The organism is Terrisporobacter glycolicus ATCC 14880 = DSM 1288 (assembly GCF_036812735.1).
GTDB lineage: Bacteria > Bacillota > Clostridia > Peptostreptococcales > Peptostreptococcaceae > Terrisporobacter > Terrisporobacter glycolicus.
Genome location: NZ_CP117523.1, coordinates 2,238,914 through 2,265,442 on the forward strand (window position 1 = coordinate 2,238,914; position 26,529 = coordinate 2,265,442).

17 protein-coding genes and 3 riboswitches are annotated in these 26,529 nt (G+C 28.0%); of the genes, 2 read left to right on the forward strand and 15 right to left on the reverse strand.

What is annotated here, in order from left to right:
* Window positions 1-44: 44 nt before the first annotated feature.
* The 9 genes from TEGL_RS11105 to TEGL_RS11145 form a co-directional block, all read right to left on the reverse strand.
* A complete protein-coding gene (locus TEGL_RS11105) occupies window positions 45-1,085 on the reverse strand; it encodes a sensor histidine kinase (protein ID WP_018590672.1) in 1,041 nt (346 codons plus the stop codon).
* 2 nt (window positions 1,086-1,087) lie between these two features.
* Window positions 1,088-1,756: a response regulator transcription factor gene (locus TEGL_RS11110; RefSeq protein ID WP_018590671.1), complete on the reverse strand. Its 669-nt coding sequence runs from the start codon at window positions 1,754-1,756 to the stop codon at window positions 1,088-1,090.
* A gap of 50 nt (window positions 1,757-1,806) precedes the next feature.
* Window positions 1,807-2,979, reverse strand: coding sequence for a DUF2812 domain-containing protein (locus TEGL_RS11115; RefSeq protein ID WP_018590670.1), 1,173 nt, complete (start codon window positions 2,977-2,979; stop codon window positions 1,807-1,809).
* A gap of 112 nt (window positions 2,980-3,091) precedes the next feature.
* Window positions 3,092-3,904, reverse strand: a complete 813-nt coding sequence (locus TEGL_RS11120) for a hypothetical protein (protein WP_018590669.1) — start codon at window positions 3,902-3,904, stop codon at window positions 3,092-3,094.
* Entirely contained in the window at window positions 3,898-4,596 is a 699-nt protein-coding gene (locus TEGL_RS11125; protein ID WP_018590668.1) for an ABC transporter ATP-binding protein, read from the reverse strand. Before TEGL_RS11125 ends, TEGL_RS11120 begins: the two co-directional genes overlap by 7 nt.
* On the reverse strand, window positions 4,597-4,965 hold the full coding sequence (locus TEGL_RS11130) for a GntR family transcriptional regulator (RefSeq protein ID WP_018590667.1): 369 nt from the start codon (window positions 4,963-4,965) through the stop codon (window positions 4,597-4,599). It lies immediately after the preceding gene.
* 157 nt (window positions 4,966-5,122) lie between these two features.
* Entirely contained in the window at window positions 5,123-5,737 is a 615-nt protein-coding gene (locus TEGL_RS11135) for a flavodoxin family protein (RefSeq protein ID WP_018590666.1), read from the reverse strand.
* An 84-nt stretch (window positions 5,738-5,821) separates the two neighbouring features.
* Window positions 5,822-6,430: a DUF2284 domain-containing protein gene (locus TEGL_RS11140; protein WP_018590665.1), complete on the reverse strand. Its 609-nt coding sequence runs from the start codon at window positions 6,428-6,430 to the stop codon at window positions 5,822-5,824.
* Between the two features lie 128 nt (window positions 6,431-6,558).
* Complete coding sequence (locus TEGL_RS11145) at window positions 6,559-7,968, reverse strand: amino acid permease (protein ID WP_018590664.1); 1,410 nt, start codon at window positions 7,966-7,968, stop codon at window positions 6,559-6,561.
* Window positions 7,969-8,604: 636 nt separating this feature from the next.
* Between TEGL_RS11145 and TEGL_RS11150 the strand changes: the two genes are divergently transcribed.
* A complete protein-coding gene (locus tag TEGL_RS11150; RefSeq protein ID WP_018590663.1) occupies window positions 8,605-9,384 on the forward strand; it encodes a class I SAM-dependent methyltransferase in 780 nt (259 codons plus the stop codon).
* Window positions 9,385-9,450: 66 nt separating this feature from the next.
* Here the strand turns inward: TEGL_RS11150 and TEGL_RS11155 are convergent, their stop codons facing one another.
* From TEGL_RS11155 to TEGL_RS11170, 4 genes are all read right to left on the reverse strand, one after another.
* Window positions 9,451-13,068 carry an AAA family ATPase gene (locus TEGL_RS11155; RefSeq protein ID WP_018590662.1) on the reverse strand — a complete coding sequence of 1,206 codons (3,618 nt, stop codon included), beginning with the start codon at window positions 13,066-13,068 and terminating at the stop codon, window positions 9,451-9,453.
* Window positions 13,069-13,481: 413 nt separating this feature from the next.
* Window positions 13,482-18,770, reverse strand: coding sequence for a Cna B-type domain-containing protein (locus tag TEGL_RS11160; protein WP_018590661.1), 5,289 nt, complete (start codon window positions 18,768-18,770; stop codon window positions 13,482-13,484).
* Between the two features lie 510 nt (window positions 18,771-19,280).
* A riboswitch (cyclic di-GMP riboswitch) is annotated at window positions 19,281-19,364 on the reverse strand.
* Between the two features lie 111 nt (window positions 19,365-19,475).
* Window positions 19,476-19,559, reverse strand: a riboswitch (cyclic di-GMP riboswitch).
* Between the two features lie 112 nt (window positions 19,560-19,671).
* Window positions 19,672-19,755: riboswitch (cyclic di-GMP riboswitch) on the reverse strand.
* A 133-nt stretch (window positions 19,756-19,888) separates the two neighbouring features.
* A complete protein-coding gene (locus TEGL_RS11165; RefSeq protein WP_018590660.1) occupies window positions 19,889-20,653 on the reverse strand; it encodes a lysozyme inhibitor LprI family protein in 765 nt (254 codons plus the stop codon).
* Window positions 20,654-20,805: 152 nt separating this feature from the next.
* Complete coding sequence (locus TEGL_RS11170) at window positions 20,806-21,711, reverse strand: SDR family oxidoreductase (protein WP_018590659.1); 906 nt, start codon at window positions 21,709-21,711, stop codon at window positions 20,806-20,808.
* A 181-nt stretch (window positions 21,712-21,892) separates the two neighbouring features.
* Between TEGL_RS11170 and TEGL_RS11175 the strand changes: the two genes are divergently transcribed.
* Window positions 21,893-23,221, forward strand: coding sequence for a hemolysin family protein (locus TEGL_RS11175; RefSeq protein WP_018590658.1), 1,329 nt, complete (start codon window positions 21,893-21,895; stop codon window positions 23,219-23,221).
* A gap of 60 nt (window positions 23,222-23,281) precedes the next feature.
* Here the strand turns inward: TEGL_RS11175 and yjeM are convergent, their stop codons facing one another.
* Both yjeM and TEGL_RS11185 read right to left on the reverse strand, forming a co-directional pair.
* Window positions 23,282-24,817, reverse strand: coding sequence for a glutamate/gamma-aminobutyrate family transporter YjeM (gene yjeM, locus TEGL_RS11180; RefSeq protein ID WP_018590657.1), 1,536 nt, complete (start codon window positions 24,815-24,817; stop codon window positions 23,282-23,284).
* Window positions 24,818-24,843: 26 nt separating this feature from the next.
* Window positions 24,844-26,229: an aminopeptidase gene (locus TEGL_RS11185; protein ID WP_018590656.1), complete on the reverse strand. Its 1,386-nt coding sequence runs from the start codon at window positions 26,227-26,229 to the stop codon at window positions 24,844-24,846.
* Window positions 26,230-26,529 lie beyond the last annotated feature (300 nt).

Here is a 26,529-nt window from a genome sequence, read left to right on the forward strand (position 1 = left end):
GTTTACATTGTATCTCTGTAATGTTTCATCAAATCAGAACTTCTTTAATTTATCTGAGTCATACTCCCCTTAGGAAATGTTATTTTTACAGTAGTTTCTTCATTTACTTTTGAATCTATTTCTAATCCTAAGTACATCTTATCTGCTAATTTCTTAGATATATATAAACCCATACCTGTTGATTTCTTAAATTTTCTACCATTTATTCCTGTAAAACCTTTACTAAATACTTTTTTCAAATCTTTCTCATCTATACCTATTCCATTATCCTTTATAAAAAGTTCTATGTAATTTTTACTTTCCTTTGTATATATAGTAATTTTGCCATATTGGCTCTTTAATTTTTCATTTATATCTTTACTACCTATATACTTTATGGAATTTATTATTATTTGGTTTAGAATGTATTCCAACCATTTTTTATCACAGTACACATTGCTGTTAAAGTCTTGCAAATCTATAATTATTTTATTTTCCCTTATAAGCTTCTTATTTCTTCTTATTGTATTGCTTATGTATTTTTTCAGATTGATTTCTTTTATTATGTAATCTAGCTCTACTTCATTACTTTTAGAGTAATAAAGTGCTTGTTCTATAAAGTCTTCTATTTTTTCTATTTCTTCTAAAACGCTTAATGTATGTTCATTTTTGTTATTTTCTATTATCAACTTGCTCGCTGATATGGGTAGTTTGACTTCATGTACCCACAAATCTAGATACTCCTTATACTCTTCTTGATTAAATTTATATAAATTAATCTCTTCATTCATTGCTTTATCTGTAACACTTAAGACATTATATAAAATTTTCCCCTCTAAAAAAGACGGTTCTTCCATTAGCACTGGTAGCAAATATTTTTTATCAAGTTCTCTTAGAGATGCTTCTACTTTCGTGTAGTAATCATTTTTTCTTAAATAATCGTGTGCAAATTCTATAAAAGTTAATACTATCCATAGAGTTATAATAAAATTTATAGTTATGTTTTCAACTCTAGATAAGTTCAGGATATATATTACAAAAACGAGAAATATTAGCCTTAAAATTATAGATAAGCTTTTATCTTTTATATAATCTTTTATTTTCATAATTACGGCATTATATAGCCTCTTCCCCTCCTAGTTTCTATATATCCTTCACATTTTATTTCTTCTAATTTTTTTCTAAGTCTGTTAATATTTACAGTTAGCGTATTATCATCTATAAATAAATCCAAGTCCCATAAATAATCCATCAAATCTCCTCTTGAAACTATTTTTCCTTTATTTTTCATCAAACAATTTAATATTCTAAATTCATTTTTCGTAAGCTCTATTTCTTTGCTTTCAAATGTAACAGTGTTTCTAGGTAAATCTAATTCTAATCCTTTATATATAATCACATCTGTATTTTCTTTATCATAAGTTCTTTTTAAAATTGAGTTTATTCGTGCTAATAAGATTTGTGTATTATATGGCTTTGTAATAAAATCATCTGCTCCCAAATTAATACTCATAAGCTCGTCCATCTCTGTATCTCTACTAGTAACTACGATTATTGGTACATTAGATTTTTTTCTTATTTCCCTGCAAATGTAGTATCCATCGTATATGGGTAAATTTATGTCTAATAATACTAAATGTGCATTTTCTTTTAAAATATCTCCTATTATGTTTTCAAATTTTGATAGACAAATCACTTCGTAATTGTAGTTAACTAAGAAATTCTTAAGCTCTTCTCTTATTTTTTCTTCATCTTCTACTATAATAATTTTTTTCATTATTTCAAATTTCCCCCTAGTAACAAATATTCCATGTTCATTTTCTTATATTATAAATTTAATAATTTTTCTTTTATAAAATTAATTCTACTTTTAGTATAATCTCCTTCCATATCCAACATTAAAATAACATTATCATAAACTATTATCCTCTCCTCTGTTGAATTATCAATATAAATTTCCTTTGCTCCCCAAGTATTGAATTCTTCACCACTTGTATATTTTTTATATTTACTTCCCATATTAGCATGATTTGTTTTTATATCTTCCAGTGCATTACTCATTATATTTTTATACTTACTTTCAAATACTTCATAAGAAATAACCCCACCATTATTTTCATTTTCTATATATGTACCATCATCATCATCATAAGTTTCATAATAATATGTTGAATCACTAAAAGAATAATATTTTCCTAAAAATGATTTGTATTTTGTTGTACTACAATCACGTTCAGATTGAATTTTTATATTATAATCTTCAAGGGTTATTGGCAAACTTTCTTTTGAGAATGACGTTCTTGGAGATATACCAAATCCATCAAGAAGGTTAATTACTACATTTAATATAAGTAAAGTCATAATAAAAAAATGTAATGTCACACTAAAAATAGAGCTTATTTTTATTTGATTTAAGCTTTTATATTTAAATTCCTTTTTTATAAAATAATTAATATACCAAATTATTCTTAGAATTAAATCTATACCTAAATATATTAATAATAAAATTCCTATAACATAAATACCAACCCATATATTATTAGACACAGAGTCCATATATGATTCACCTAAATAATAATTATCATATTTAAAAATAAAATAAAAAAATAGTATGAATGCTATTAATGAAATCACATCTTTTATAACTAAAGATTTTATACTTTCTTCAGGTTTACTTTTAATTTTTTCATTATTACTTTCTTCTGATATACTTATTTGAAAAAGATTATTACCACAAACAAATTCCCAGTTATGATCTTTGCAATATTTTATATATGTTATCTTATCTACATAACTATCACCATCAAAATTCTTTCCAAGTGGGTCAACATTATATTTAAAGTTTATTTTATCTGTTTTAACAAAAGTCAAATGGTAATTTTTTATCTTAGTTAACAACCAACCTTTCTTTGCCATTTCATTTAGATAGTTTTCTAAAGTTTCACAATCTGATTTGTCAAAGCATAAAAATACTATTTTTTTATTTACCCCAATTTTCATATACTTTTCTCCATTCAATTTATTTTCTACTTTATTTATAATAATAATATACTTGATTTATTTTTTCCATTTAAAACAAAAGACTTGAAGATACTCTCCAAGTCTTAATTATTTATTCAAGGTTTAATTTTTTATTTAATATCCAATTAGTTAATAAGAACAGTACTGTCCCTATAGCAATACCTATTATTAATTCTAATGATACATACTTAAGATATGAAACTGTAAAGTAATTTGTAAGTTCTACTTCTGTAACTGATCCTAAAATGTTGTTTCTAACAAAGTTTTGTATATTAGTTATAATTAGATTCAAAATAAAGAATATTATTACTCCTGCTGCAACTTTATGCTTACTAAGCTTAGGTAATTGACCAACAGATAAAGATAAATAAATTGTTAATACAAATATACTATAGCTTATTAATAAACCTAAAACCATAGAAACTGTAAACTGTATACCTTCAGTTAAAAATCCTGAGTGTGTAAATGCTTTAAAAAGTTCTAATATATTAATATCTCCACCGATTGCACCTATTATAATAAATGATAATGCTGCCACAATGGCACTAATAATTGCATATATTAAAGCTACTAAAAGTTTAGATAATATTAAAGAGCTACTTTTAACAGGTAGTGTAAACATTAAATACCCTTCATCATCAAGTAGATTTTTCTTAAATCTTTGAATTGTAAGAATTATAGTAATTACAAATAAAGCAACAAATAAGGCAACTAAAACTAGCATTAAAATACCTTGAGTATTGTATGCTATTGGATTCATAGGAAGTCCATCTACTGCTTCATTTTTAAAATTCACACCTATGTTTACTCCATTTATTGCTGCTAATAGCAAAATTCCTAAATATAAAGGAAAAAATGTCCTTCCACAAGCTTTAAATTCATATTTTATTAATTTACCTAACATTTAAATTCCTCCCTAAATAAAGCATCTATTGATTTACCTTTTTCTTCTCTTATTTCATCCACATTTCCTTGAAGTACTATTTCACCATTGGAAATAAATATTACGTCATCACAAATATTTTCTATTTCACTAATTAAATGTGTTGCAATTAATAAAGTAGAATTCTCATTGTAGTTTGCTAAAATAGTCTTAAGTATATAACTTCTTGCTGCTGGATCCACACCACCTATAGGTTCATCAAGTATATATAAATCCGCATTTCTAGACATTACTAAAATCAACTGAACTTTTTCCTTTGTCCCTTTAGACATGGTTTTTAGCTTTTGATTTTTATCTATTTTTAAACTTTCAATCATTTGATCTGCTTTTTCCATGTCAAAGTCTGCATAAAAGTCTTTAAAAAATCCTAATATATCTTTAACTTTCATCCAATCATTTAAATAAGTTTTTTCTGGTAAATATGAAACTATTTTTTTAGTTTCTATGGAAGGCTCCATACCCTTTATTTCTATACTACCTTCATCTGCTTGCAGTAAATTATTCATTAACTTTATCATCGTAGTTTTTCCACTACCATTAGGTCCAAGTAACCCTACAATCTTTCCCTTTGGTATATTTAAATTTACACCTTTTAAAACTTCTTTGTTGCTATAACTTTTATAAACATTATTAAATTCTACCATATTTTCCATTTAGTCTTCCTCCTTTATATTAGAAATTACAAGATTAATTATTTCATCTTTAGTAAAACCAAGTCTTTTTAAATTTATTTTTAAATTCCTTATTTCCTCATTGGCAACTTCTTTTTTCATAGATTTAATTTTCTCCTTATCATCTGTAACAAATCTGCCACTAGTTCTTTTGCTAAAAACTAGTTCTTCTCTTTCAAGTTCCACCAAGGCTTTTTGCATTGTGTTTGGGTTTACTTGTGCATCTTCTGCCAAACTTCTTACTGAATCTATTTTTTCTCCTGCCTTAAACTCACCAGAGATTATTTTAGATTTTAATTGCTCCACCAGTTGTATATATACAGGCTTATTATTATCTATATCCCAACTCATGTTTTCACCGCCTTATTGTATTAATACTTTAATACAATAGTACAGTAATACAATTTATTTATCAAGTACTTTTTATAAAAATGTTTTATTTCAAAAACAAAAAATCCTTAAAACAAGCTTATTTACTTATTTTAAGGACTTACATTTATATTTATTATTATCTAATAAAGTTTGTTCCAATTCTTTCTTCTTGTTGTGGTAATTCTTCCTTAGAACTCTTCATTGTTTTTAACATCCAAGCCATATTATTTCCTAATGTTCTCATAATTTGAAGACCTTCTAGGTCCTGTTTTGCTTCTTCTGGTGTATTACCATGAATAGAATTCCAATACTGAGATGAAACTACTGGCATTTGATTTATTGTAAAGTATTTGTTTAAACGATCAAAGGAAGCACTTGCTCCTCCTCTTCTACAACTTACTACTGCTGCGGCAGGTTTATTTTTCATTAAATAAGAAGCAGAATAAAATAATCTATCTAATAAAGCACATAAAGAACCATTTGGACCTGCATAGTAAACTGGTGAACCTACAACTATTCCATCAGCTTCTTTTACTTTTTCAAATAAGTTATTATAAAGTTCATCTGCAAATGCACATTTTCCAGTTTCGTAACATTTACGACAAGCTATGCATCCCTGTATTGGCTTCATTCCAATATGAAAAATTTCACTTTCCACATTATTATTGTTTAAAGCTTTTGACACTTCACTTAAGGCAGTGTAGGTACATCCATTTTTATGCGGGCTTCCATTTATTAATAACACTTTCATTCTAACATCTCCCTTTTACTTTTATTCTTACTTATTAAGTTTAGTATATTTTTTAAAAATAATCTTTATATATTTATGTAATTTTTAAAATTCATCTTCAGTTAAAGTTTCATTTTCTTTAGTTAAAAGGCCTATAGAATTAAAAAAATACTGAGGGAGTTTTCCCCTTTGGGCCCACTTTAGTTCTATATTAAATAAATCCTTACTTAATTTGTCTACATTTCCTCCCAATGACTCAATGGAATATCTCATGTCATTTTCATATCTACATTTTTTAGACTGCTTTCTTGTACACTCATCACATTTATAACATTTACCCCACGCCAAACTTACAGAGTCTTCGTATTTTTCTTCTAAGTATTTTGATTTCTCATAAAAGAACTCCATTTGCTTTCTAAAAAGTTCTTTTATAAATAAATTAAGTTCTTCTTCGCCATAAGTTTTTAAAACTACATCTTCATCAAAAGTAATTTTATATCCTAATACATGTAGGTATTTGTAATTTTTCCAATAATCAATTACATCAAAATCATAAGGGGGGCAGCTCCATCTTGTATCATAATTAGGACATTGTTTACAACATTCTAAAAATGTATCCACATCTATGTAATCATTTAGTATGTCCTCCACCTTTATTTTTTTATAAAATACTTCTGTAGTAAAACTATTATTTAAATAAGATAATTCATTCAAAATAATTCCCTCCATTTTATATATCCTTAATTCTATTTTAATATATAATTTTATATTTTTCCTATATAATCAGAGTTTATCTAAATAAAAAAAGGTATGGCACTGTTTTCGTACCATACCTCTTTTTACTAATCTGCTTTTTCAGCTTTTGTTCCGTTCAAAGAGCTATGCTTGTAACCATAAAATGCGTATACTACAAATCCTATAGCAATCCAAATTAGAAATGCAACTTTAGTGAAAGTTGGAAGTTGGCATATTAAGAATAAACAAAATGCAACTGCAAGTATTGGAACTACAGGTACAAAAGGAACTTTAAAAGGTCTATCTAAGTCTGGTCTAGATTTTCTAAGAAGAATAACTGATAATGATACTATAACAAATGCTGCCAACGTACCCATATTAGTTAATTCTGCCACCTTACCTATTGGCAAAAATCCAGCAACTAAAGCTGTCGCAATAAATACTAATACTATACTCTTATTAGGTGTTCCTCTAGTTTTAGAAACTTGGCTAAATCCTTTTGGAAGTAATCCATCTCTTGATAAAGCGTAGAACAATCTAGTACTACCATACATCATAACTAATACAACTGAAGTTATACCACAGATTGCTCCTACTGATACTAAAGCTGATCCCCAGCTAATTCCTACTTTTGCTAAAGCATATGCTACTGGTGCCGCATTATCTTTAAATTCTAAATAAGGAACCATTCCAGTTAATATAGCAGAAACTACTATATATAAAACTGTACATATTAGTAAAGAACCTATTATTCCTTTTGGTAAATCTTTTTGAGGATTTTTAACTTCTTCAGCTGCTGTCGATACTGCATCAAATCCAATATATGCAAAGAATACTATTGCAGCTCCTGAGAATACTCCACTCCAGCCATAAGGCATAAATGGATGCCAGTTTGCAGGTTCAACATGGCTAAATCCTAATACTATAAATAATAATACAACTGCTATTTTTATTGCCACTAATATATTGTTAAGTTTTGCACTTTCTTTAGCGCCAAGTAATAATAATCCTGCTATTAATGCTAAGATTAAAATCGCCGGTAAATTAATTATACCTCCACTTCCAGGTGCTGCTATTATTGCAGTTGGTAGATGAATACCTACTATATTTAAAATATTCACCATATATCCTGACCACCCAATGGAAACAGCAGCAACGGCAACGCAATATTCCAAAATTAAATCCCATCCAATTATCCAGCCCCATATCTCTCCTAGACCTACATATCCAAATGTATATGCACTTCCTGAAATAGGTATCATAGCCGATAACTCTGCATAACACAGTGCTGCAAATGCACATGCTAGACCTGATATTATAAATGATAATACTAATGCTGGTCCAGCGTAGTCTGCTGCTGCCACACCTGTTAATACAAATATTCCTGTACCTATTATTGCCCCAATTCCTAGCATCGTTAGTTCAAATGCACCTAAAACTTTTTTCAAACCTTTGCCTTCTTGATTATGATTCATTAAATTCTCTACTGGCATTTTCCTAAAAATATCTGCTTTCATAATTAACCTCCTTCACCATTTTTTTCTTCAATCTTTGGGATTTTGGAAATTTTTAGGTTACCTTTTTTAAATTTTAATTAATTATATGGATTTTTTATTAAGAAATGGTTAAGCTAAGGTTAAAAACAGGTTAATTTTCTGACAATTCAAATAATTTATTTTTTATAATTTCCCTACATAATTCACCATCATTTATTTTTCAAATTTCTGTATTATTCATCATATAAACACAAAGTCTAACTAAGTTTATCGTAATAATCTAGCAAAATATACCCTAATTAATGTTTCTAAAATATTAAATATTGCTAGAAATGTAAAGGATCATTAACACCATATTATGTAAAAAATTATTAACCTTAGGTGTAGATATGTTCACTAAAGCTATAACTTCTGTAAACTAATATTCTTATTCGAATTAATATCATAAAATAAAAGATGGGTGACTTGTAAAGGTTATTATTATAAATTAAAAAACTGACATCTGTATAAGTGTCAGTTTTATATTACTTATCTATTTAAAAGACAATAATTTTATAATATACTATTTATAAAGCAAGCAATTTAATTAGTACAAAAATAATCTATCATTATTTAATTTAATCATTTTATTTGTGTTAATTTTAAGGGGTGTATATTATGAATAACAAAGAAGTAGTAAAACAAAATCAATTAGCTTGGGACAAAAAGGTTGTAAATAATACTCCTTGGTCAATACCAGTGACAAAAGAAGAAATAGAAAGTGCAAGAAAAGGTATATTTAATATAAAATTAACTGCTCACAAGAATGTACCTAGAAGTTGGTTTCCAGAGGATTTAAATAAAAAAAGAATATTATGCCTTGCTTCTGGCGGAGGCCAACAAGGCCCTATTTTAGCAGCTGCTGGGGCAATAGTTACCGTATTTGATATATCAATGAATCAATTAAAGCAAGACGAAAAGGTTTCCAAAGAAAATAATCTGATGGTTTCCACTGTTCAAGGAGATATGACACATTTACATTGTTTTAAAAACAATTATTTTGACCTAGTATTTTGTCCTGTATCGGTCACATATATACCAGATGTACTTCCTGTATTCAAAGAATGTTATAGGGTTTTAAAAACAGGTGGAAGCTTCTTATTTGGAAGTACGAATCCTTTAATTTATTTGTTTGATAATAAAAAATACGATGAAGGTGTATTTGAGGTTGTAAATAAACTTCCATTTAACTCTTTAGATGAATTAAATGAAGAAGAGAAAATAGACTTTTTAAATAATAAAGAAGCCGTAGAATATAGTCATACTTTAGAAGATTTAATAGGTGGTCAAACAAGTGTTGGCTTTGCTATTGATGGTTTCTATGAAGATGTTGACAATGATAAAATATGTAAATATAGTGCTAAATATTTTGCAACAAAAGCTATAAAAACTAAATAATAATAAAAGGGACTATATTAGAATATTTTTCTATATAGTCCCTTTTATTATTTTATTTACTTATAATTAATCTCTTAATAAATCTTTTTTCAAAAGATTAAATTCCTCTTTAGTAATTAAACTTAAGTCTAATAAGTTTTTCAATTTAAGTAATTCATCTATAATATTCAAACTTCTTCCATAAGCTAAACTACTTTCCTTATCATTTACTAAGTTGCTTTGCACTATATTTTCTTCCTTGCCTTTCATATTACAAATTGCTTCTTCAATTGTGTTTTCATTTATAAATTGTTCTTTACTTTTTCTTATATCTAAAGCATTAATTGTATTTATGTCTTTTGGTATTATTTTATCGTTATAAACTCTTATACTTTGTATTCTTACAACTTTATCTAAAAATTTTGTAATCATAAGAGCATTTTTAACACTAAGATCAGATACGTTTGAAAGATCCATTATGGATTTTTTTAATTCTTCCTCTCCATCTTTATTTATTTCATAGCCTCTATAAGTTATAAGATTTGTTGCGATTTCAAATAGTTCATTTTCATTATAGTCCTCAAAATCTAACCATATTGGAAATCTGCAACTAAGTGCAGGGTTACTTAATACAAAATCCTTCATACCATCTTTTTGACCACACAACACAATAATTATTTTATTATTATTTTTATCAATAAACTTAATTAAAGATGACATTAACTCTTTTTTATTGTATTTATTATTAAATAAATGTACTTTATCAATTAATACCATTTTACCTAAATAGCTATTTAGTATATCTTCAATTTGTACTCCTCCATCTAAAAGAGCAGTAATTTCTATTTCATCCATTTCCACTATATTTTTCGATTTTAAAATTCCAACACTGTAATACATACTTGATAATATTTTTAATGTTGATTTTTTACCTGTACCATTATTTCCTGTAAATACCATATTGCTATATTTACTTAACTGACTTTTAACTCCTAGCTTTTCTCTTTTTTCTTTTGTCTTTATAATTTTATACTGATTTCTTAAAAAGTTCTTAGCTTTTTCATTTGCTCCAATTTTTTTCAACTTAGATTCTAAATTAAAATCGTTGGCAGATGTAAATTCGTTTATATTATCAATGTCTTTAGTAGTTATTAGATTCATTTCATAAACACTAATATCACTTTCAGAAATTCTAATACTTTGAGCCCTTATTAAATTTTCCACATAATTTCTAACTAATCTACCATTTCCTGATTGCATATCTGAGTTTTCATATATATCCACAAAACTCTTTTTAAGTGATGTATATCCATTTTTTGATAATTTAAATCCTTTTGACTCTAAAAGTTTTATTGCCATTTCAGAGAGTTCATCCGGCTTATAATCTTCAAAGTTGGTCCATAGAGGGAATCTAGAACGAAGGCCAATGTTCACATCAAAGAAGTCTTCCATTTCTTTTTCATAGCCTGCAAGTATTACTATGACATCCTTTGAGTAATCCTCAATTAATTTAAGTAAAGTTTCTATGGCTTCTCTTCCAAGAGCATCGTAGGCTAGGGTATAAGCTTCATCTATAAACAATATACCTCCTATAGCTTCTTTAAAAGTTTCTTCAGTTTTTTTAGATGTTTCACCAGGAATTTCTGAAACAAAGTTAGATCTATCAGTTTCCACAAGTTGACCTATTTTAAGTAAGCCCATGCTATTTAACATTTCTGCCACAAGTCTTGCTATGGAAGTCTTTCCTGTTCCCGGGTTTCCTGCAAATACCATATTTAGATTTTGTTCAATTTCTGTTTCCACACCAACTGATTTTCTTTTTTCCTGTGCCACAATAAGCTTATACTGACTTCTTAGTAAGTTTTTAACTTCTTCCAATCCAATTATATCCTTAAGTCTTTCTTCCAAATTAAATTTAGCTTTAACCTTGAAGTTGAAGTTATGTCTTTCTAACAAATCTATTTTCTTTTGTTTATCTTGTAGATATTTTCTAGATGCGTCCATTATGGCATTTTCAATTATATTTCTTACAAATCTTGCATTTCCTAAATCATTCTTTCCACTAATTTGGTTTTTGGCAAATAAGTCTATTAAATCGTCTTCCACATTATCAGCTATTTTGTATCCTTTGCTCTTTGCTATGTTGACCCCTATGGCATACATTTCATAAGGAGTATAATCTTCAAAATGAATTATATTAGGAAATCTAGATTTTAATCCTGGATTTATACTTAGGAATTTTTCCATGTCATTTTCATATCCAGCAAGAATTACTACTAAATCATCTCTATTATCCTCTATTCCTTTAAGAAGAGCATCTACAATTTCTTTGCCCACCTTATCTTCTTCGCTTTCACAAAGAGAATAAGCTTCATCTATAAATAAAACTCCTCCAATGGCAGAGTTTATAACTTCCATAGTTTTCTTAGCAGTTTCATTTGTATTTTCGCTAACGAAATCTGCTTTACTTACTTCTCTAAACACTCCACGAGAAAGTAAACCTAGGGCATTTAAGTATTCAAAAGTAGTTCTTGCTGCATTAGTCTTTCCTGTACCTGCATTTCCTGCAAATATCATATTCATTGATATTTTCGAAGTAGTAAGTCCCAATCGCTCTCTTATATTTTGTACTTTAAAATTGTTTTGAACATTATAAATAAATTCTTTTAGTTCCTTTATTCCTATAATAGAGTTTAATTTATATTTAGCTTCTTCTAAGGTTGGCGTTGTATAATCACTTAATTTATAAACCTGAAATCCTACCTTGCAATATATTTCGTCATTTTCCACATAAATAAATAATCTACTGTTTAATTTTATATTTTCTTTAATAACAAGATTTCTAAGAGGATTATTAAGTTTGTATATAACATATTCTGATATGCCAAAATCACTATCTTTTTTATAGCTCTCTTGTAAATATTTACAAATACCGAAGTATTCTTTATTAGAATCATCTTTATTTAAATCTATCATTATGTCCAAAGATAATTCTTCTTTGATCTTGTTTATTGTTTCAATAACCCTTCTTCTTACAACAATGTTTCTTTCTTTTTCATCCAAATCTTTAGTATAAAGTATTTTATCAATTAGATTATTACCAAATACTTTTTCTAAATCAATATTTTTATCATCACTAGTAAATACTATAAACTTATTATTACAAATTAATTGATTTATTTTTTCTTTATGAATTTTTTCTGATCTTAAAATATCATTAATCTCTTCTTCATTTTCTTCAGCAGCTTTTACAAATACATTATTTTTTATAACATAATCATCATTTAAGTTGAAACAAGAATTTAGACAAAGCTCAGAAATAACATTAACTATTTCTTCCATTGCATCTTGTATATTTTTAAACATTATACATTTTGACTTTGATTTTAATTTATCATGCAAATCACTTAAAAATGCATTATATCCTAACTTGAAGTTGTATGAATCTAGATTTATTTCATTTATATTATCACCTTCTATTAGCTCTTCTTTGTACATTTCTTCAATCAAAAGTCTAACACTTGTTTTCTTTCCCGTATCTTTTTCTCCAACTAGAAGAATAACTCCTTTTTCATTTTTTACAGTTTTATCTTTTATATAATTTATTAAATTTTTTATATATAAGTCTTGTCCTATAAGTTCTCTTTTCAAAAGTTTTTCTATTTTTTCAAATTTATTTTCTATTTCATTGTATATATCATCCATAAATTAGCTCCTCTCTTTTATCCTTATCTATAATCTTATACCCTTTTAACACTTATATTCATCATTATTTTTAAATTTTTAACCTATATCATCATATATTATTATCCTATGAAAATACTTACTTTACAAATATTTTTTCAAATCTTAAAGTATGTTGCATACATTTATATTTTTTGAAGTTTTTCTATTTTTATGTCTAGTTACTGAATTAAGACAATATTTAAACAAATATTTCTTATAATAAAAATTCCAACGGTTGGTGTAAAGTATATGGCAAGTAGGAAGAATTAATGATAATGGGTATATATATGATACGATAATATAAAAAGACTTGCTTATTAAGCAAGTCTTTTTGAGTTAAATTAAGAACCTTTTTTATTCAAAATCTAGGTGCTTAACAAAATTTTTTTATTTTAGCTCTTAGTATTTTTTTTACGTTGGATTACAAAAATTATAACTATTGATGATAATAATATTACTAAATAGAATAAAATATTTGCTGAATCTCCAGTTGCTGGTGTAGTCGTATTATTATTATTATTTGAACTATTTGTATTATTACCATTTGTATTATTATTGCTACTATTTGGATCATTGTTGTTTAAATTACCATTAGAGCTTGTACCTTTTTTAGTATTTGTGATTAAGTATCCTTCATCTACACTACCAGTAATAGTGCTGTCATATCCTTCAACAGCTACTTCTTTTACTGTATAATTTATTTCTTTACCATCTTTGTACTTTTCTAAGTTAGAGAATGTATATTGCCAGTTTTCTTCTTTAGATAATTGTTTGCGTTGTATTTCTTCTCCATTAGCTAACAATATAACTGTAATATTCTTTTCTTCTCCACCCTTCCATACTTTTGTTACTCCAACTGATGTTTTTCCTGTTATTGTATTAGTTACAGTGAATCCGGTTTGTGCACTTCCTGTTATTACACTTGAATAACCTTCTTGTGCTTTTTCTACTAATGTATAATTTATTTCTTCTCCAGTTACTTCATTATATTTTGGTAATTCTGTAAATGTATGTTTCCATTTTGTTTCTTCTGTAAGTTTTATTGTTTCTTTTTCTAAATTATCTGCTAAAAGTGTTACTTCCGCTTCTTTTCCTGCTTTTCCTACCCATACCTTATTTACTGGTATTGATATTTTTTCTGTATTAATATTCTTCACTACAAAACCTGAATTCATATCTCCTGTGATTTCTGATTTATATCCATCAATAGGTGCTTCTCCTACTGTGTAATTTATTTCTTTTCCATCTTTGTACTTTTCTAAATTTGTGAATGTGTATTGCCAGTTGTTTCTTTCATTTAGAATTTGGCTACCTATCATCTTACCATCAGACATTAAAGTTATTATTACACTATCAGATGCTTTTCCTATCCATTTTTTTGTTACTCCAACTGATGTTTTCCCAGTTATTGTATTTGTTACAGTAAATCCTGTTTCTGATGTTCCTGTAATTACACTTGAATAACCTTCTTGTGCTTTTTCTACTAATGTATAGTTTATTTCTTCTCCGGTTACTTCATCATATTTTGGTAAATCTGTAAAAGTATGTTTCCAATTTGTTTGTGCTGTAAGCTTTATAGTTTCTTTTTCTACATCTCCAGCTAAAAGCGTTACCTCTGCTTCTTTTCCCGCTTTTCCTACCCATACCTTATTTACTGGTATTGATATTTTTTCTGTATTAGTATTCGTTATTACAAAACCTGAATTCATATTTCCTGTGATCTCTGTTTTGTATCCATCTACAGCTATTTCTTCTACTGTATAGTTTATTTCTTTTCCATTTTTATACTTTTCTAAATTAGAGAATGTGTACTTCCATCCATTTCCATCGTTTAGAACTTGACTTTCTAACTTGTTACCATCAGCCATTAAGTTTACTGTTACACTATCAGATGCTTTTCCTACCCATTTTTTTGTTACACCAACTGATGTCTTTCCTGTTATTGTATTAGTTACTGTAAATCCTGTTTCTGATGTTCCTGTAATTGCACTTGAGTAATTTTCTAGTGATTTTTCTTCTACTGTGTAATTTATTTCTTTTCCTGTTACTTCATCGTATTTTGGTAATTCTGTGAAAGTATGTTTCCAGTTTGTTTGTTCTGTAAGTTTTGCTGTTTCTTTTTCTACATTATCTGCTAAAAGTCTCACTTCTGCTTCTTTTCCTGCTTTTCCTATCCATACCTTATTTACTGGTATTGATATTTTTTCTGTATTAATGTTTTTTATAACAAAACCTGAGTTCATATTTCCTGTGATCTCTGTTTTGTATCCATCTACAGCTATTTCTTCTACTGTATAGTTTATTTCTTTTCCATCTTTATATTTTTCTAAATTTGAGAATGTATATTGCCATTCATTTCCTTCATTTAGAATTTGGCTTTCTATCTTTTTACCATCAGCCATTAAATTTACTGTTATACTATCTGATGCTTTTCCTACCCATTCTTTTGTTACTCCAACTGATGTTTTCCCAGTTATTGTGTTAGTTACAGTAAATCCTGTTTCTGATGTTCCTGTTATTACGCTTGAGTAACCGTCTAATGATTTTTCTACTAATTTGTAGTTTATTTCTTCTCCAGTTGCTTCGTCATATTTTGGTAACTCTGTAAAAGTATGTTTCCAGTTTGTTTGTGCTGTAAGCTTTATTGTTTCTTTTTCTACATTTCCAGCTAAAAGTGTTATCTCTGCTTCTTTTCCGGCTTTTCCTATCCATACCTTATTTACTGGTATTGATATTTTTTCTGTATTAGTATTTGTTATTACAAAACCTGAGCTCATATTTCCTGTGATCTCTGATTTATATCCATCAATATTTATTTCTTCTACTGTATAGTTTATTTCTTTTCCATCTTTATACTTTTCTAAATTTGAAAATGTATATTGCCATTCATTTCCTTGGTTTAGAATTTGGCTATCTACCTTTTTCCCATCAGCCATTAAATTTACTGTTACACTATCAGATGATTTTCCTATCCATTTTTTTGTTACTCCAACTGATGTCTTTCCTGTTATCGTATTTGTTACAGTAAATCCTGTTTCTGATGTTCCTGTTACTACACTTGAATAACCTTCTTGTGCTTTTTCTTTCAATGTATAATTTATCTCTTTTCCTGTTACTTCATCATACTTTGATAACTCTGTGAATGTATCTTTCCATCCTTTTTCTTCTGTAAGTTTTATTGTTTCTTTTTCTTTTCCATCTGCTAAAAGTGTTACTTCTGCTTCTTTTCCTGCTTTTCCTACCCACACCTTATTTACTGGTATTGATATTTTTTCTATGTTAGTATTCTTTATTTCAAAACCTGAATTCATATCTCCTGTGATTTCTGATTTATATCCATCAATAGGAGTTTCTTTCACTGTATAGTTAATTTCTTTTCCATCTTTGTACTTTTCTAAATTCGTGAATGTGTATTGCCATTCATTTCCTTGGTTTAGAATTTGACTTTCTACCTTTTTCCCATCAGCCATTAAATTTACTGTTACACTATCAGCTGCTTTTCCTATCCATTTTTTTGTTACTCCAACTGATGTTTTTCCTGTTATTGTGTTAGTTACTGTAAATCCTGTTTCTACTGTTCCTGTTATTACACTTGAGTAACCTTCTAATGATTTTTCTGCTAATGTGTAGTTTATTTCTTTTCCTGTTTTTTCATCGTACTTCGGTAATTCTGTAAATGTATCTTTCCATCCTTTTTCTTCTGTAAGTTTTATTGTTTCTTTTTCTTTTCCATCTGCTAAAAGTGTTACCTCTGCTTCTTTTCCTGCTTTTCCTACCCATACCTTATTTACTGGTATTGATATTTTTTCTGTATTAGTATTTGTTATTACAAAACCTTTGTTTACATCTCCTGTAATCTCTACTTTGTATCCATCAATAGGTGTTTCTTCTACTGTATAGTTTATTTCTTTTCCATCTTTATATTTTTCCAGATTTGAGAATGTATATTTCCAACCATTCCCTTCATTTAAAATTTGGCTTTCTACCTTCTTACCATCAGCCATTAAATTTACTGTTACACTCTCAGATGCTTTACCAATCCATTTTTTTGTCACATCAATATTAGTCTTTTCATTATATGTATTTGTTACTGTAAGATCTTTTTCTGACTTTACATAACCATTTGGTGTAAAATCTTTTCCATCTTTATTAACTTCTTTTACAAAATAATTATAAGTTTTACCATTGTCATCTGTTTTATCTAAGTTATTCCATGTTACTTGTGAAGTACCGTTTGGAAGAGATTTTATCTCTGTATTTGTAACTTCCTTAGAAGTCGTATCATCTCCAACGCTACGATATAATTTAAAATATATTGTAGGCTTTTCTGTCGGTCCACCATCCCAAATTTTTGTTGCTTTTACATCAATAAGTTTCTTGTTATTTTCAATATTTAATAATGTTCCTTCTGTATCTGTATCTTTTACAGCAAAAGTTATTTCTTTTGATTCAAGTGGATCGAATTTAATCCACTGTGGTGCAGAAATTTCTTTAACTATATATTCTGCTACAGGCAATTTTTTCACATTTGCAACACCTTTTTCGTCAGTAACTAGTTGGATGACTTTTTCATTACCTTTAATTACTCCACCATCTTTTCTTTTTAACTCAAACTTAACGTTTGGTATACCAACTTGTGTTCCAGAAATAGACTTGAAAATTTTCAATTCACCTTTAACTGTACCAGTGATTCCTCCATCAGAATGAATATTCGCTACGCTAAAATTAAAATCTTTTCCTCTAACTGCTGGCTGATTATTTTCCTTGTACCAAGCTTTTGTATTATTCTCAAATTTATCTTGTTTTTTATTTGTTATCTTTGTTTTGTACATAATTATAAAATTATTTAAAGAGGCATATCCTCTAGGAATATGAACTGTAATTTCTCCTGAAGAAACATTCACACGAATACTAGAACCTGGATAATCTCTTTCAAAATTTTCTATGGCATTGTCACCATAATATGAATTTGGTCTATATCCATCAACATCAATTCTAAAACTATCTGGTTCTAATACTTGACCTGGTTGAATCATATCTTCAATACGTATATTTTCATCCACATGTGCCTTTTCATTATTTATTGCTAAAAACCAACGAACATGATCTATATCATCTGATTGAATGTCTCCTGTTTTATAATAAAAAACACTGTTCGTTCCCGATGCACCTTTGTGAATAGAAACTTCTGCCCTTTTTGATCCAGATTGAATAGATACTGTTTTTGTATCCTCGCCTGAAGTACTAGTTAAATTTCTTCCTAAAACTTTAAACTCTATCCATCCTTCAACATCATCCAAATTATTTACTTTGCTATTAAATGTAATTGTTGCTTCAGAATTAGTAATAACTGCTTTTGCAACTTCTTTTCCTTGGATAATAAGTGGTATAGTATCTTTATACCCTGAAAGATACGCTTGTCCAGATGAGCCCCAAGTTATGTGTATCGTATCCCCTTCACTGATATTCCCACCATTTTCATCAAACTCTAAACGTACTGTTGCGCTTCCTCCATCATCAATTTTTGATGGTGATACTAATAACTGAGCAACATTAGTAGATGAAATATCTCTTCCTACCTGCCTATTTTCTGCATATGCGCTCATGTTTGGCATAATGAGATTAAGTACCATTATAGCTGCCATAAAAATCCCAAATATACTTTTCTTTTTTTGTTTCATAATTATAACTCCTCACTAGTAATATATTTCTTATGTAAGTTGTAATTATTTTATTTACTGTTTTTACATCAGAAGTACCGTAATAAGACTCCGCGAAAATATATCTTCTTTTAAATGTAAAACCTTAAAGAAATATGTTAGAATTTCTTGTCTTATACATCTGAATTTTCCTAATTTTCTGTATATTTTCGACATTATTTTGTTAGTATTTGAAGCCCTATAACTTTCATATTTACAATTTACATAAATTAAATTTAGGTAACATCATTACTTACCTTTATTTTTATATTTTTTATTTTGGAAAATCCCAATTTGATTATCATAAAATAATTAAGCGCCTGAATATCCTATATGTTTATCTTTGCATAGTTATGACATAAGCATGAATTTTCATTAGATTTCTTACTATTTTTTTAGGTTTTAATGCCCAAGTAAGTTCTCATAAACTATGAGATAATATAATCATCAATAAAAAAAGCTATATTCAACAATTAATAAAATTTTATTAATCGAAAATATAGCCGGTTGCACCACTTACTCCATATATCTTAGGTGCCCACATACAAGATATACTTCATCGTTTCTATTTTATTATTTAGTTTTATACAAATATAAAAAGTAGTTATATAAACTTTTACAAACTGTGAAAGTTTATAATCTATATTAAAAAAAGCTATACTCAACAATCAATAAAAGTTTATTAATTGAAAATATAGCCGGTTGCACCACTTACTCCATATATCTTAGGTGCCCACATACAAGATATACTTCACAGTATCTATTTTATTATTTTATTTCGTATAAATATAAAAAGTAGTTATATAAATTTTCATCAGCTTTGAAATAATTATAATCTATATTAAAAAAAGCTATACTCAACAATTAACAAAAATTCATTAATTGAAAATATAGCCGGTTGCACCACTTACTCCATATATCTTAGGTGCCCACATACAAGATATATTTCACAGTATCTATTCTACTTTATACAGTTTTAAAATTGTAGTCTTCATACGACTTAACAACTTATACATTTTTTATAATAATACCATATTTATATATTTTTTGCAACTTTTACAAAATTTCTAACAAAAACTTAAGTTTTCATATAAAACATACTATCTCATATAATTATAAACTAAATAATAGCACCTTTCTTTTGTAGATTCTAGTAAAGAGTCTGCCCTCATCTCTAAACCTACAGTTCCTGTCCCACCTTCTTCTTGTGCAAAATCAGCATCTGCTTCTTTAGTTTTTAGCCATTTTTTTTGATTTCGTGCTAGGCCTTTTATTTCTTCATTAGGTAATTGCTCTTCAAGAATTGACCATATTTCATTTAAGGCTTTATTCCATTGTGAGTATTCTTTACCTAATATTTCTCGAAGTTCTACTCCTGATATAAGATCATCATAAGCATATTTGTAGCTTTCCTCTATTGCATTTAAACTGTCTAAATAATATGATTTTTTAGAAATAGTACTACCTATGCTAATTTCTTCTTCAGAGTCATCTTTTGATTTTTTCAACAAAGTCTTACATTCCTCTTTTAAAGATTTAGCCACGTCTTTTATTAGATTGCTTTTACTACTTGTTTTTTCTACAGCATCACATAGTTGAATTGCCACATCATATTTTTCATCTTCTATTGACTGTAAAGCTTCAACTAAATTATTACTTTGATTGTATAGTGCCTTTGCTTCAGTGTCTTTATTATCTTCTTCTATAGCTAATGAGAAAAATTTATTTGCTACTTCGTATTCATCACTTGCTATAGCTCTTTTTCCTTCCTCCATATATCTTCCAAAAGAGTTTGACTCTTTATTTTTACTGCACCCTGTAATAAATGTACTTAATAAAATTAATAAAACCGTTACTTTCTTCATAATGATATATTCCTTCCTAAATTCGTCCTGCATTCTCTATAATATCATAATATTTACACAAATTCATTCAGAATATATACATATTAAATCAAATTTAATTAAAATTATTATTTCTGAAAAAAATAGTTGCAACAATGCAACTATTCTAAAATTTATCCAATTACATTTCCTCCATTAACATGTAATACTTGACCTGTCATATAACTTGAATCATCACTTGCTAAAAATACATAAGCGCTAGCAACTTCATAAGGTTGCCCTGCTCTATCCATAGGTACTTTACTTCTAAGACTTCCAAATGTCTCAACTTCTTGTGCATCGAAACTGCTTACTATTAGTGGTGTCCATATTGGACCTGGTGCTACTGCATTTACTCTTATTTTATCTCCTACTAAAGACTGGGATAAAGATCTTGTAAAGGCAAGTATGGCCCCTTTTGTTGCACTATAGTCAATTAATAATTCTTCACCCTTAAATGCTGTTACTGATGTAGTATTAATTATGGAAGAATTCACCTTTAGGTGAGGAAGTGCTGCTTTTACTAAGTAGAAAAAAGAAAATATATTCGTTTTGAATGTTTTTTCCAATTGCTCTTCATCTATGTCTAAAATACTTTGTTGAATGTATTGAACTGCATGATTATTAACTAGGACGTCTATTTTCTCAAACTCTTCTATGGCTTTTTTTATTACTAATTTGCAGTTTTCTTCTTTTTGTAAATCACCTCTTACAGCGATACATTTTCTACCTAAGTTTTTTATATGCTCACAAGTTTCTCTTGCATCTTCGTCCTCATTAAGATAGGCAATAACTATATTTGCTCCTTCTTTTGCAAATGCATATGCAACTGCTCTTCCTATTCCACTGTCTCCTCCAGTTATAATGGCAACCCTATCTTTTAACTTGTCACTTCCCTTATAATTTACATTTTCAGATATGGGCCTTGGGTTCATGAGATATTCCACACCAGGATGACAGTTTTGGTGTTGTGGTGGAAAATTAACTTTAACGACTTCACAATTTTCCCTAGTGTCTATATTTTTATAAACAGGATACATTTATATTCTCCTCTCATATTTTCTCTTAGTATAAATTATCCTCATTTCCCTTAATTTAATGTATTTTCAATGATATAAAAAATTTATAAAAAAATATTCATAAATTAACACAAAATTAATATATTTTATCTATAATTACTTATATAATATTATTAATAAAAACTTTAGGAGGAGTTTGATAATGAGTAGTCTTGATGACCTCTCGAGGAGTATTATTCCTCAATTATTTTTAATACTAATTCTTACACTGATTAATGGTTTTTTCGCAGCTGCGGAAATGGCATTTGTATCAGTTAACAAGCACAAAATTAATTCTCTATGTGAAGAGAATAATAAAAAAGCCATCCTTTTAAGGAAATTGTTAGATGATCCAAGTAATTTCTTATCTACTATACAAATAGGAATTACTTTGGCTGGGTTTTTCTCAAGTGCATCTGCTGCAACTACACTATCAGTTAGGTTATTTAATTTCCTAGCACCATACAACATTCCATATATCAAGGAATTTTCCATGATATTGATAACAATAGTACTTTCATTTTTAACATTAGTATTTGGTGAACTAGTACCTAAAAGAATTGCTTTACAAAAATGCGAAAAAATCGCCTTAGCTTCAGTAAAACCTATTTATTTTGTATCTAAAATTTCCAAACCTTTCATAAAAATATTGTCATTATCTACTAAAACTATACTAAAGCTAACACATAATGATGATGTAGAAGACGAAAACAATATTAGCACAGAAGAAATAAAACTATTAATTACACAATCTGAAAAAAATGGAACAATTAATATTATGGAAAAAGAAATAATAGATAAGGTCTTTGATTTTTCTGATAAGATGTCTAAAGAAATTATGACCTCCAGAACAGATACTGTATTAATTGATATAGATGATGATATTAATACAAAACTTAACACCATTCTTAGTTGCAAATATTCAAGAATTCCTGTATATAAGGATTCTATAGATAATATAATTGGAATACTTTACATTAAAGATTTAATATCACATTTAGTAAACTGTAATTTTGATAATCTTAATTTGAAAAGTTTATTACACTCACCTTCCTTTGTACCAGAAACGAAGAAAATTGATGAACTGTTTTTATTGTTAAAACAAAGCAAAAACCATATGGCTATTTTAATTGATGAGTATGGTGGTTTTTCTGGTATAGTCACAATGGAAGATGTCATAGAAGAAATAGTTGGTGACATTGAAGATGAGTATGACATAGATAATGATAAAGTTAAAAGTCTTGGCCATGGTAGCTTTGAAATTAAAGGTAACATGTCTCTCTTAGATTTTAATAATATTTTTGACACACATATTAAGTGTGAAGATTGCGATACAATAAATGGTTATATTATTTCAACTATAAATAAGATTCCTAGTAATGAAGAAAATATTATTTTAAATATAGAAAATTATGAGCTGGAAGTAGTTGAAGTTGACGATAATCGTATTGAAAAACTCAAAGTCAACTTTGCTAAAGAAAGCGCAAGCTAAAGCTAATAAAAAAGTCACAGGCTTATTAAATAAGCCTGTGACTTTTTATAGTGTATTTATCTACATTGCATCTTTATTATTACTAATTCTTTTTTGTTTTTTCTCATAACTTCCATATAATAAATATGCTATTAAAGTAAACGCTAAAGGTCCTGCTATCATTGTTATTGTGCTTACTAACCCATCAGATGATTGTATAGTTGGTTGTATTACTGTAAATACATTTGCAAAACCTACTATAAAAGTTACTATTATTGCAAATATTGTTGCTGATGTTTGTGTTTTGTATATCATAAAAGGACTTTCAATTTCTCCATTTAACTGTTTTTTCTTAAACTTTATAAATGCTAAAGATAAGAACATATACGGAATTGTCATTGCAACGTTTGTCATTAAAGCTAATATATTAAAGAAAGCTGATGCGCTCTTTCCTCCAAATGATACTATAGCTATAATAATTATTACTATTGCAGCTTGAACTTTCATTGCATATACTGGCATACCATCTTTTAATTCACCAATTTTTCCAGGCCAAATTTCTTTTGGAGATCCTTGTATTAATGTTTTTAAAGGTGAATAAGTTAATGTAAAGAATGCTCCAGTTAATGCTAAGAACATTGATAATCCCACTAATCTAGCTGTCCAAGACCCTATACTTAATGCTACAGCTTCACTAGTTCCAAATCCCATACCAATTTGGTAACCTAAGTTTTTCATTAATACATATGCAACATTTCCTAAATGCACATTATCCGAATTTAATATGGTATTCCAATTTGTAAACATACCACATGCAAATATACCTATTGCATATCCTACTGATATTATTATTGCAGAAATCATAACACCTTTTGGGAATGTCCTTTCTGCATTTTCAGTTTGGTCAACCAAACCTCCAACTACTTCTAAACCTCCAAATGCAAATATTGCAAAAGTTAAGAATGAGAATATACCAGTCATTGATTGATAATCAGGACTTGGAGATTTTGTAAATGCTTGAGCCACATTATTTATAGGTTCTGCTAGACCTCCATTTGCGGCAAAAACACATATACCACCAAGTAATAAAACTAAGTTTAATAAAGTAACTGCTGTTCCACCAATAGAAGTGATTTTACTTATTTTATCCAAACCTTTACTTCCAACAAATGTAACTAATATTATCCATGCTATTCCTAGCACTCCTAAAGTTTGAACTGAAGTTAATCCAAATAATGACCAAGTAGATGTCATATCACTTCCAAATATGGCATTTGATAATGGCACCCATAATCCTGAACCCACATTAACCATCCATATTATGTAAGATGCGTACCACATAAATGTTCCAATAAATGCATATTTACCACCTACTGATTTTTCCATCCAAGAATACATTCCACCTGATTCATGTTTAAATGCAGCACCATACTCTGACATCATAAAAGCATATGGAATAAAGAACAAAACTGCACTAAATACATACCAAGGTATTGCAGAATATCCCATTAAAAAGAATGCTCTTGGCATATTTGTAAAGCCAAACACTGATGTGAAAATCATAAGTATTAAGGATACTAGTGTAAGTTTTTTTGCATTGCTACTTTCATTCGACATATTAAGTCCCCCTTAAAATTTGTAATTTATTTTATAAATTCTTTGTAGCCTCTATACATTTCATAAATATCCACTTTTGAAATTACTTCATAAGGAGCATGCATACTTAACACCCCTACACCACAATCAATAACTTGAGCTCCATAATTAGCTAAAATAAATGCTATAGTTCCCCCGCCTCCTTGGTCTACTTTTCCAAGTTCTGCAGTTTGCCATGCTATATTTCCTTTATTAAATATATTTCTAATTTCAGACACAAACTCAGCATTAGCATCATTACTTCCTGCTTTTCCTCTAGCTCCTGTATATTTAGTAAGTACAACACCGCTACCTATTTGACATGAGTTGTTCTTGTCATATACTGATGCAAAGTTTGGGTCATATCCAGCTGTAACATCTGCTGATAATACTTTAGAATTATAAAATGCTCTTTTCACCTTTAATTCACAGTAATCTTCTTGTAAGTTTATAAGCTCAGATACCACATTTTCAAAGAACTTTGATTTCATTCCCGTATTACCTTCAGACCCTATTTCTTCTTTATCAACACAAATTACAGATGCTGTATACTCTGGATTTTCTATATCAAATATGGCTTTTATTCCTGCAAAAGAACAAACTCTATCGTCATGACCATACGAAATTATCATAGATCTGTCTATTCCTAAATCTTTAGCAAACCCAGCAGGTACTATTTCAATTTCTGCACTAAGGAAGTCTTCTTCATCCATTCCGTATTTTTCATTTAATAATTTTAAAATTGTGTATTTTACTTTATCAGACTCTTCATTTTCATCAGGCATATTTCCGCATAATACGTTTAAATCTTCTCCTCCTATACCATCACTCATTTTTTTAGAGTTTTGATCTGCTGATAAATGAGGTAGTAAGTCAGTTATGCAAAATACTGGATCATTATCTCCATCACCAATAGATATTTCCATAGATGTATTATCTTTTAATATTACAACTCCGTACATTGCTAAAGGAATTGTAACCCATTGATATTTTTTAATACCACCATAATAATGAGTTTTTAACATTGCTAAATCAGACTCTTCATAAAGAGGATTTTGTTTTAAGTCAAGTCTGGGAGAATCAAGGTGACTTCCAATAATTTTAATACCTTCTGATATATTTTTTTCACCTATTACAAATAGTGCTACTCCTTTATCTCTATTAATTGCATATATTTTTTGTCCAGGCTTTATTTCTTTGCTTGACATTGCCTTTTCCAAAGATATATAACCTCTTTCCTTCGCCATATTTACAATTTCTTTTACACATTTTCTTTCTGTTTTACCACGATCTAGAAATTGCATATACTCTTTTGAGTATTGGAAAACATTTTCATAATTATTGTTTTCTCTTACAATTTCCCATCCATTTTTTAACTTGTAGTTTAATTTCATTATACATCCCTCCAAAATATTTTATATTATGAATATAATTATGATAAATGATTTACTAAATTAAACATATATCTGTTTTCACTTACTTTTATTATTTGTCTAAATTCTAACAACATCATTTTCAAATTTCAACAAAAAAAATATTTTCGCAATAGCAAATATTTTCTCTATATTCTAATTATTTCCAATATTAAATATTACTTTTCTAACTATTCAAATTTTAACAGATATTCAATATTCAAATTGTCAAAAATTTAATTATTTAATTAATAATAGTCTGCAATATCTTAAGATAAAATG

Excerpts from the sequence above, each read along its gene's own strand:
- TEGL_RS11165 (WP_018590660.1), bottom strand. The coding sequence starts at position 20,653 with ATGAAGAAAGTAACGGTTTTATTAATTTTATTAAGTACATTTATTACA.
- TEGL_RS11130 (WP_018590667.1), bottom strand. The coding sequence starts at position 4,965 with ATGAGTTGGGATATAGATAATAATAAGCCTGTATATATACAACTGGTG.
- TEGL_RS11115 (WP_018590670.1), bottom strand. The coding sequence starts at position 2,979 with ATGAAAATTGGGGTAAATAAAAAAATAGTATTTTTATGCTTTGACAAA.
- TEGL_RS11160 (WP_018590661.1), bottom strand. The coding sequence starts at position 18,770 with ATGAAACAAAAAAAGAAAAGTATATTTGGGATTTTTATGGCAGCTATA.
- TEGL_RS11110 (WP_018590671.1), bottom strand. The coding sequence starts at position 1,756 with ATGAAAAAAATTATTATAGTAGAAGATGAAGAAAAAATAAGAGAAGAG.
- TEGL_RS11125 (WP_018590668.1), bottom strand. The coding sequence starts at position 4,596 with ATGGAAAATATGGTAGAATTTAATAATGTTTATAAAAGTTATAGCAAC.
- TEGL_RS11170 (WP_018590659.1), bottom strand. The coding sequence starts at position 21,711 with ATGTATCCTGTTTATAAAAATATAGACACTAGGGAAAATTGTGAAGTC.
- TEGL_RS11145 (WP_018590664.1), bottom strand. The coding sequence starts at position 7,968 with ATGAAAGCAGATATTTTTAGGAAAATGCCAGTAGAGAATTTAATGAAT.
- TEGL_RS11175 (WP_018590658.1), top strand. The coding sequence starts at position 21,893 with ATGAGTAGTCTTGATGACCTCTCGAGGAGTATTATTCCTCAATTATTT.
- TEGL_RS11185 (WP_018590656.1), bottom strand. The coding sequence starts at position 26,229 with ATGAAATTAAACTACAAGTTAAAAAATGGATGGGAAATTGTAAGAGAA.
- yjeM (WP_018590657.1), bottom strand. The coding sequence starts at position 24,817 with ATGTCGAATGAAAGTAGCAATGCAAAAAAACTTACACTAGTATCCTTA.
- TEGL_RS11150 (WP_018590663.1), top strand. The coding sequence starts at position 8,605 with ATGAATAACAAAGAAGTAGTAAAACAAAATCAATTAGCTTGGGACAAA.
- TEGL_RS11120 (WP_018590669.1), bottom strand. The coding sequence starts at position 3,904 with ATGTTAGGTAAATTAATAAAATATGAATTTAAAGCTTGTGGAAGGACA.
- TEGL_RS11155 (WP_018590662.1), bottom strand. The coding sequence starts at position 13,068 with ATGGATGATATATACAATGAAATAGAAAATAAATTTGAAAAAATAGAA.
- TEGL_RS11135 (WP_018590666.1), bottom strand. The coding sequence starts at position 5,737 with ATGAAAGTGTTATTAATAAATGGAAGCCCGCATAAAAATGGATGTACC.
- TEGL_RS11105 (WP_018590672.1), bottom strand. The coding sequence starts at position 1,085 with ATGAAAATAAAAGATTATATAAAAGATAAAAGCTTATCTATAATTTTA.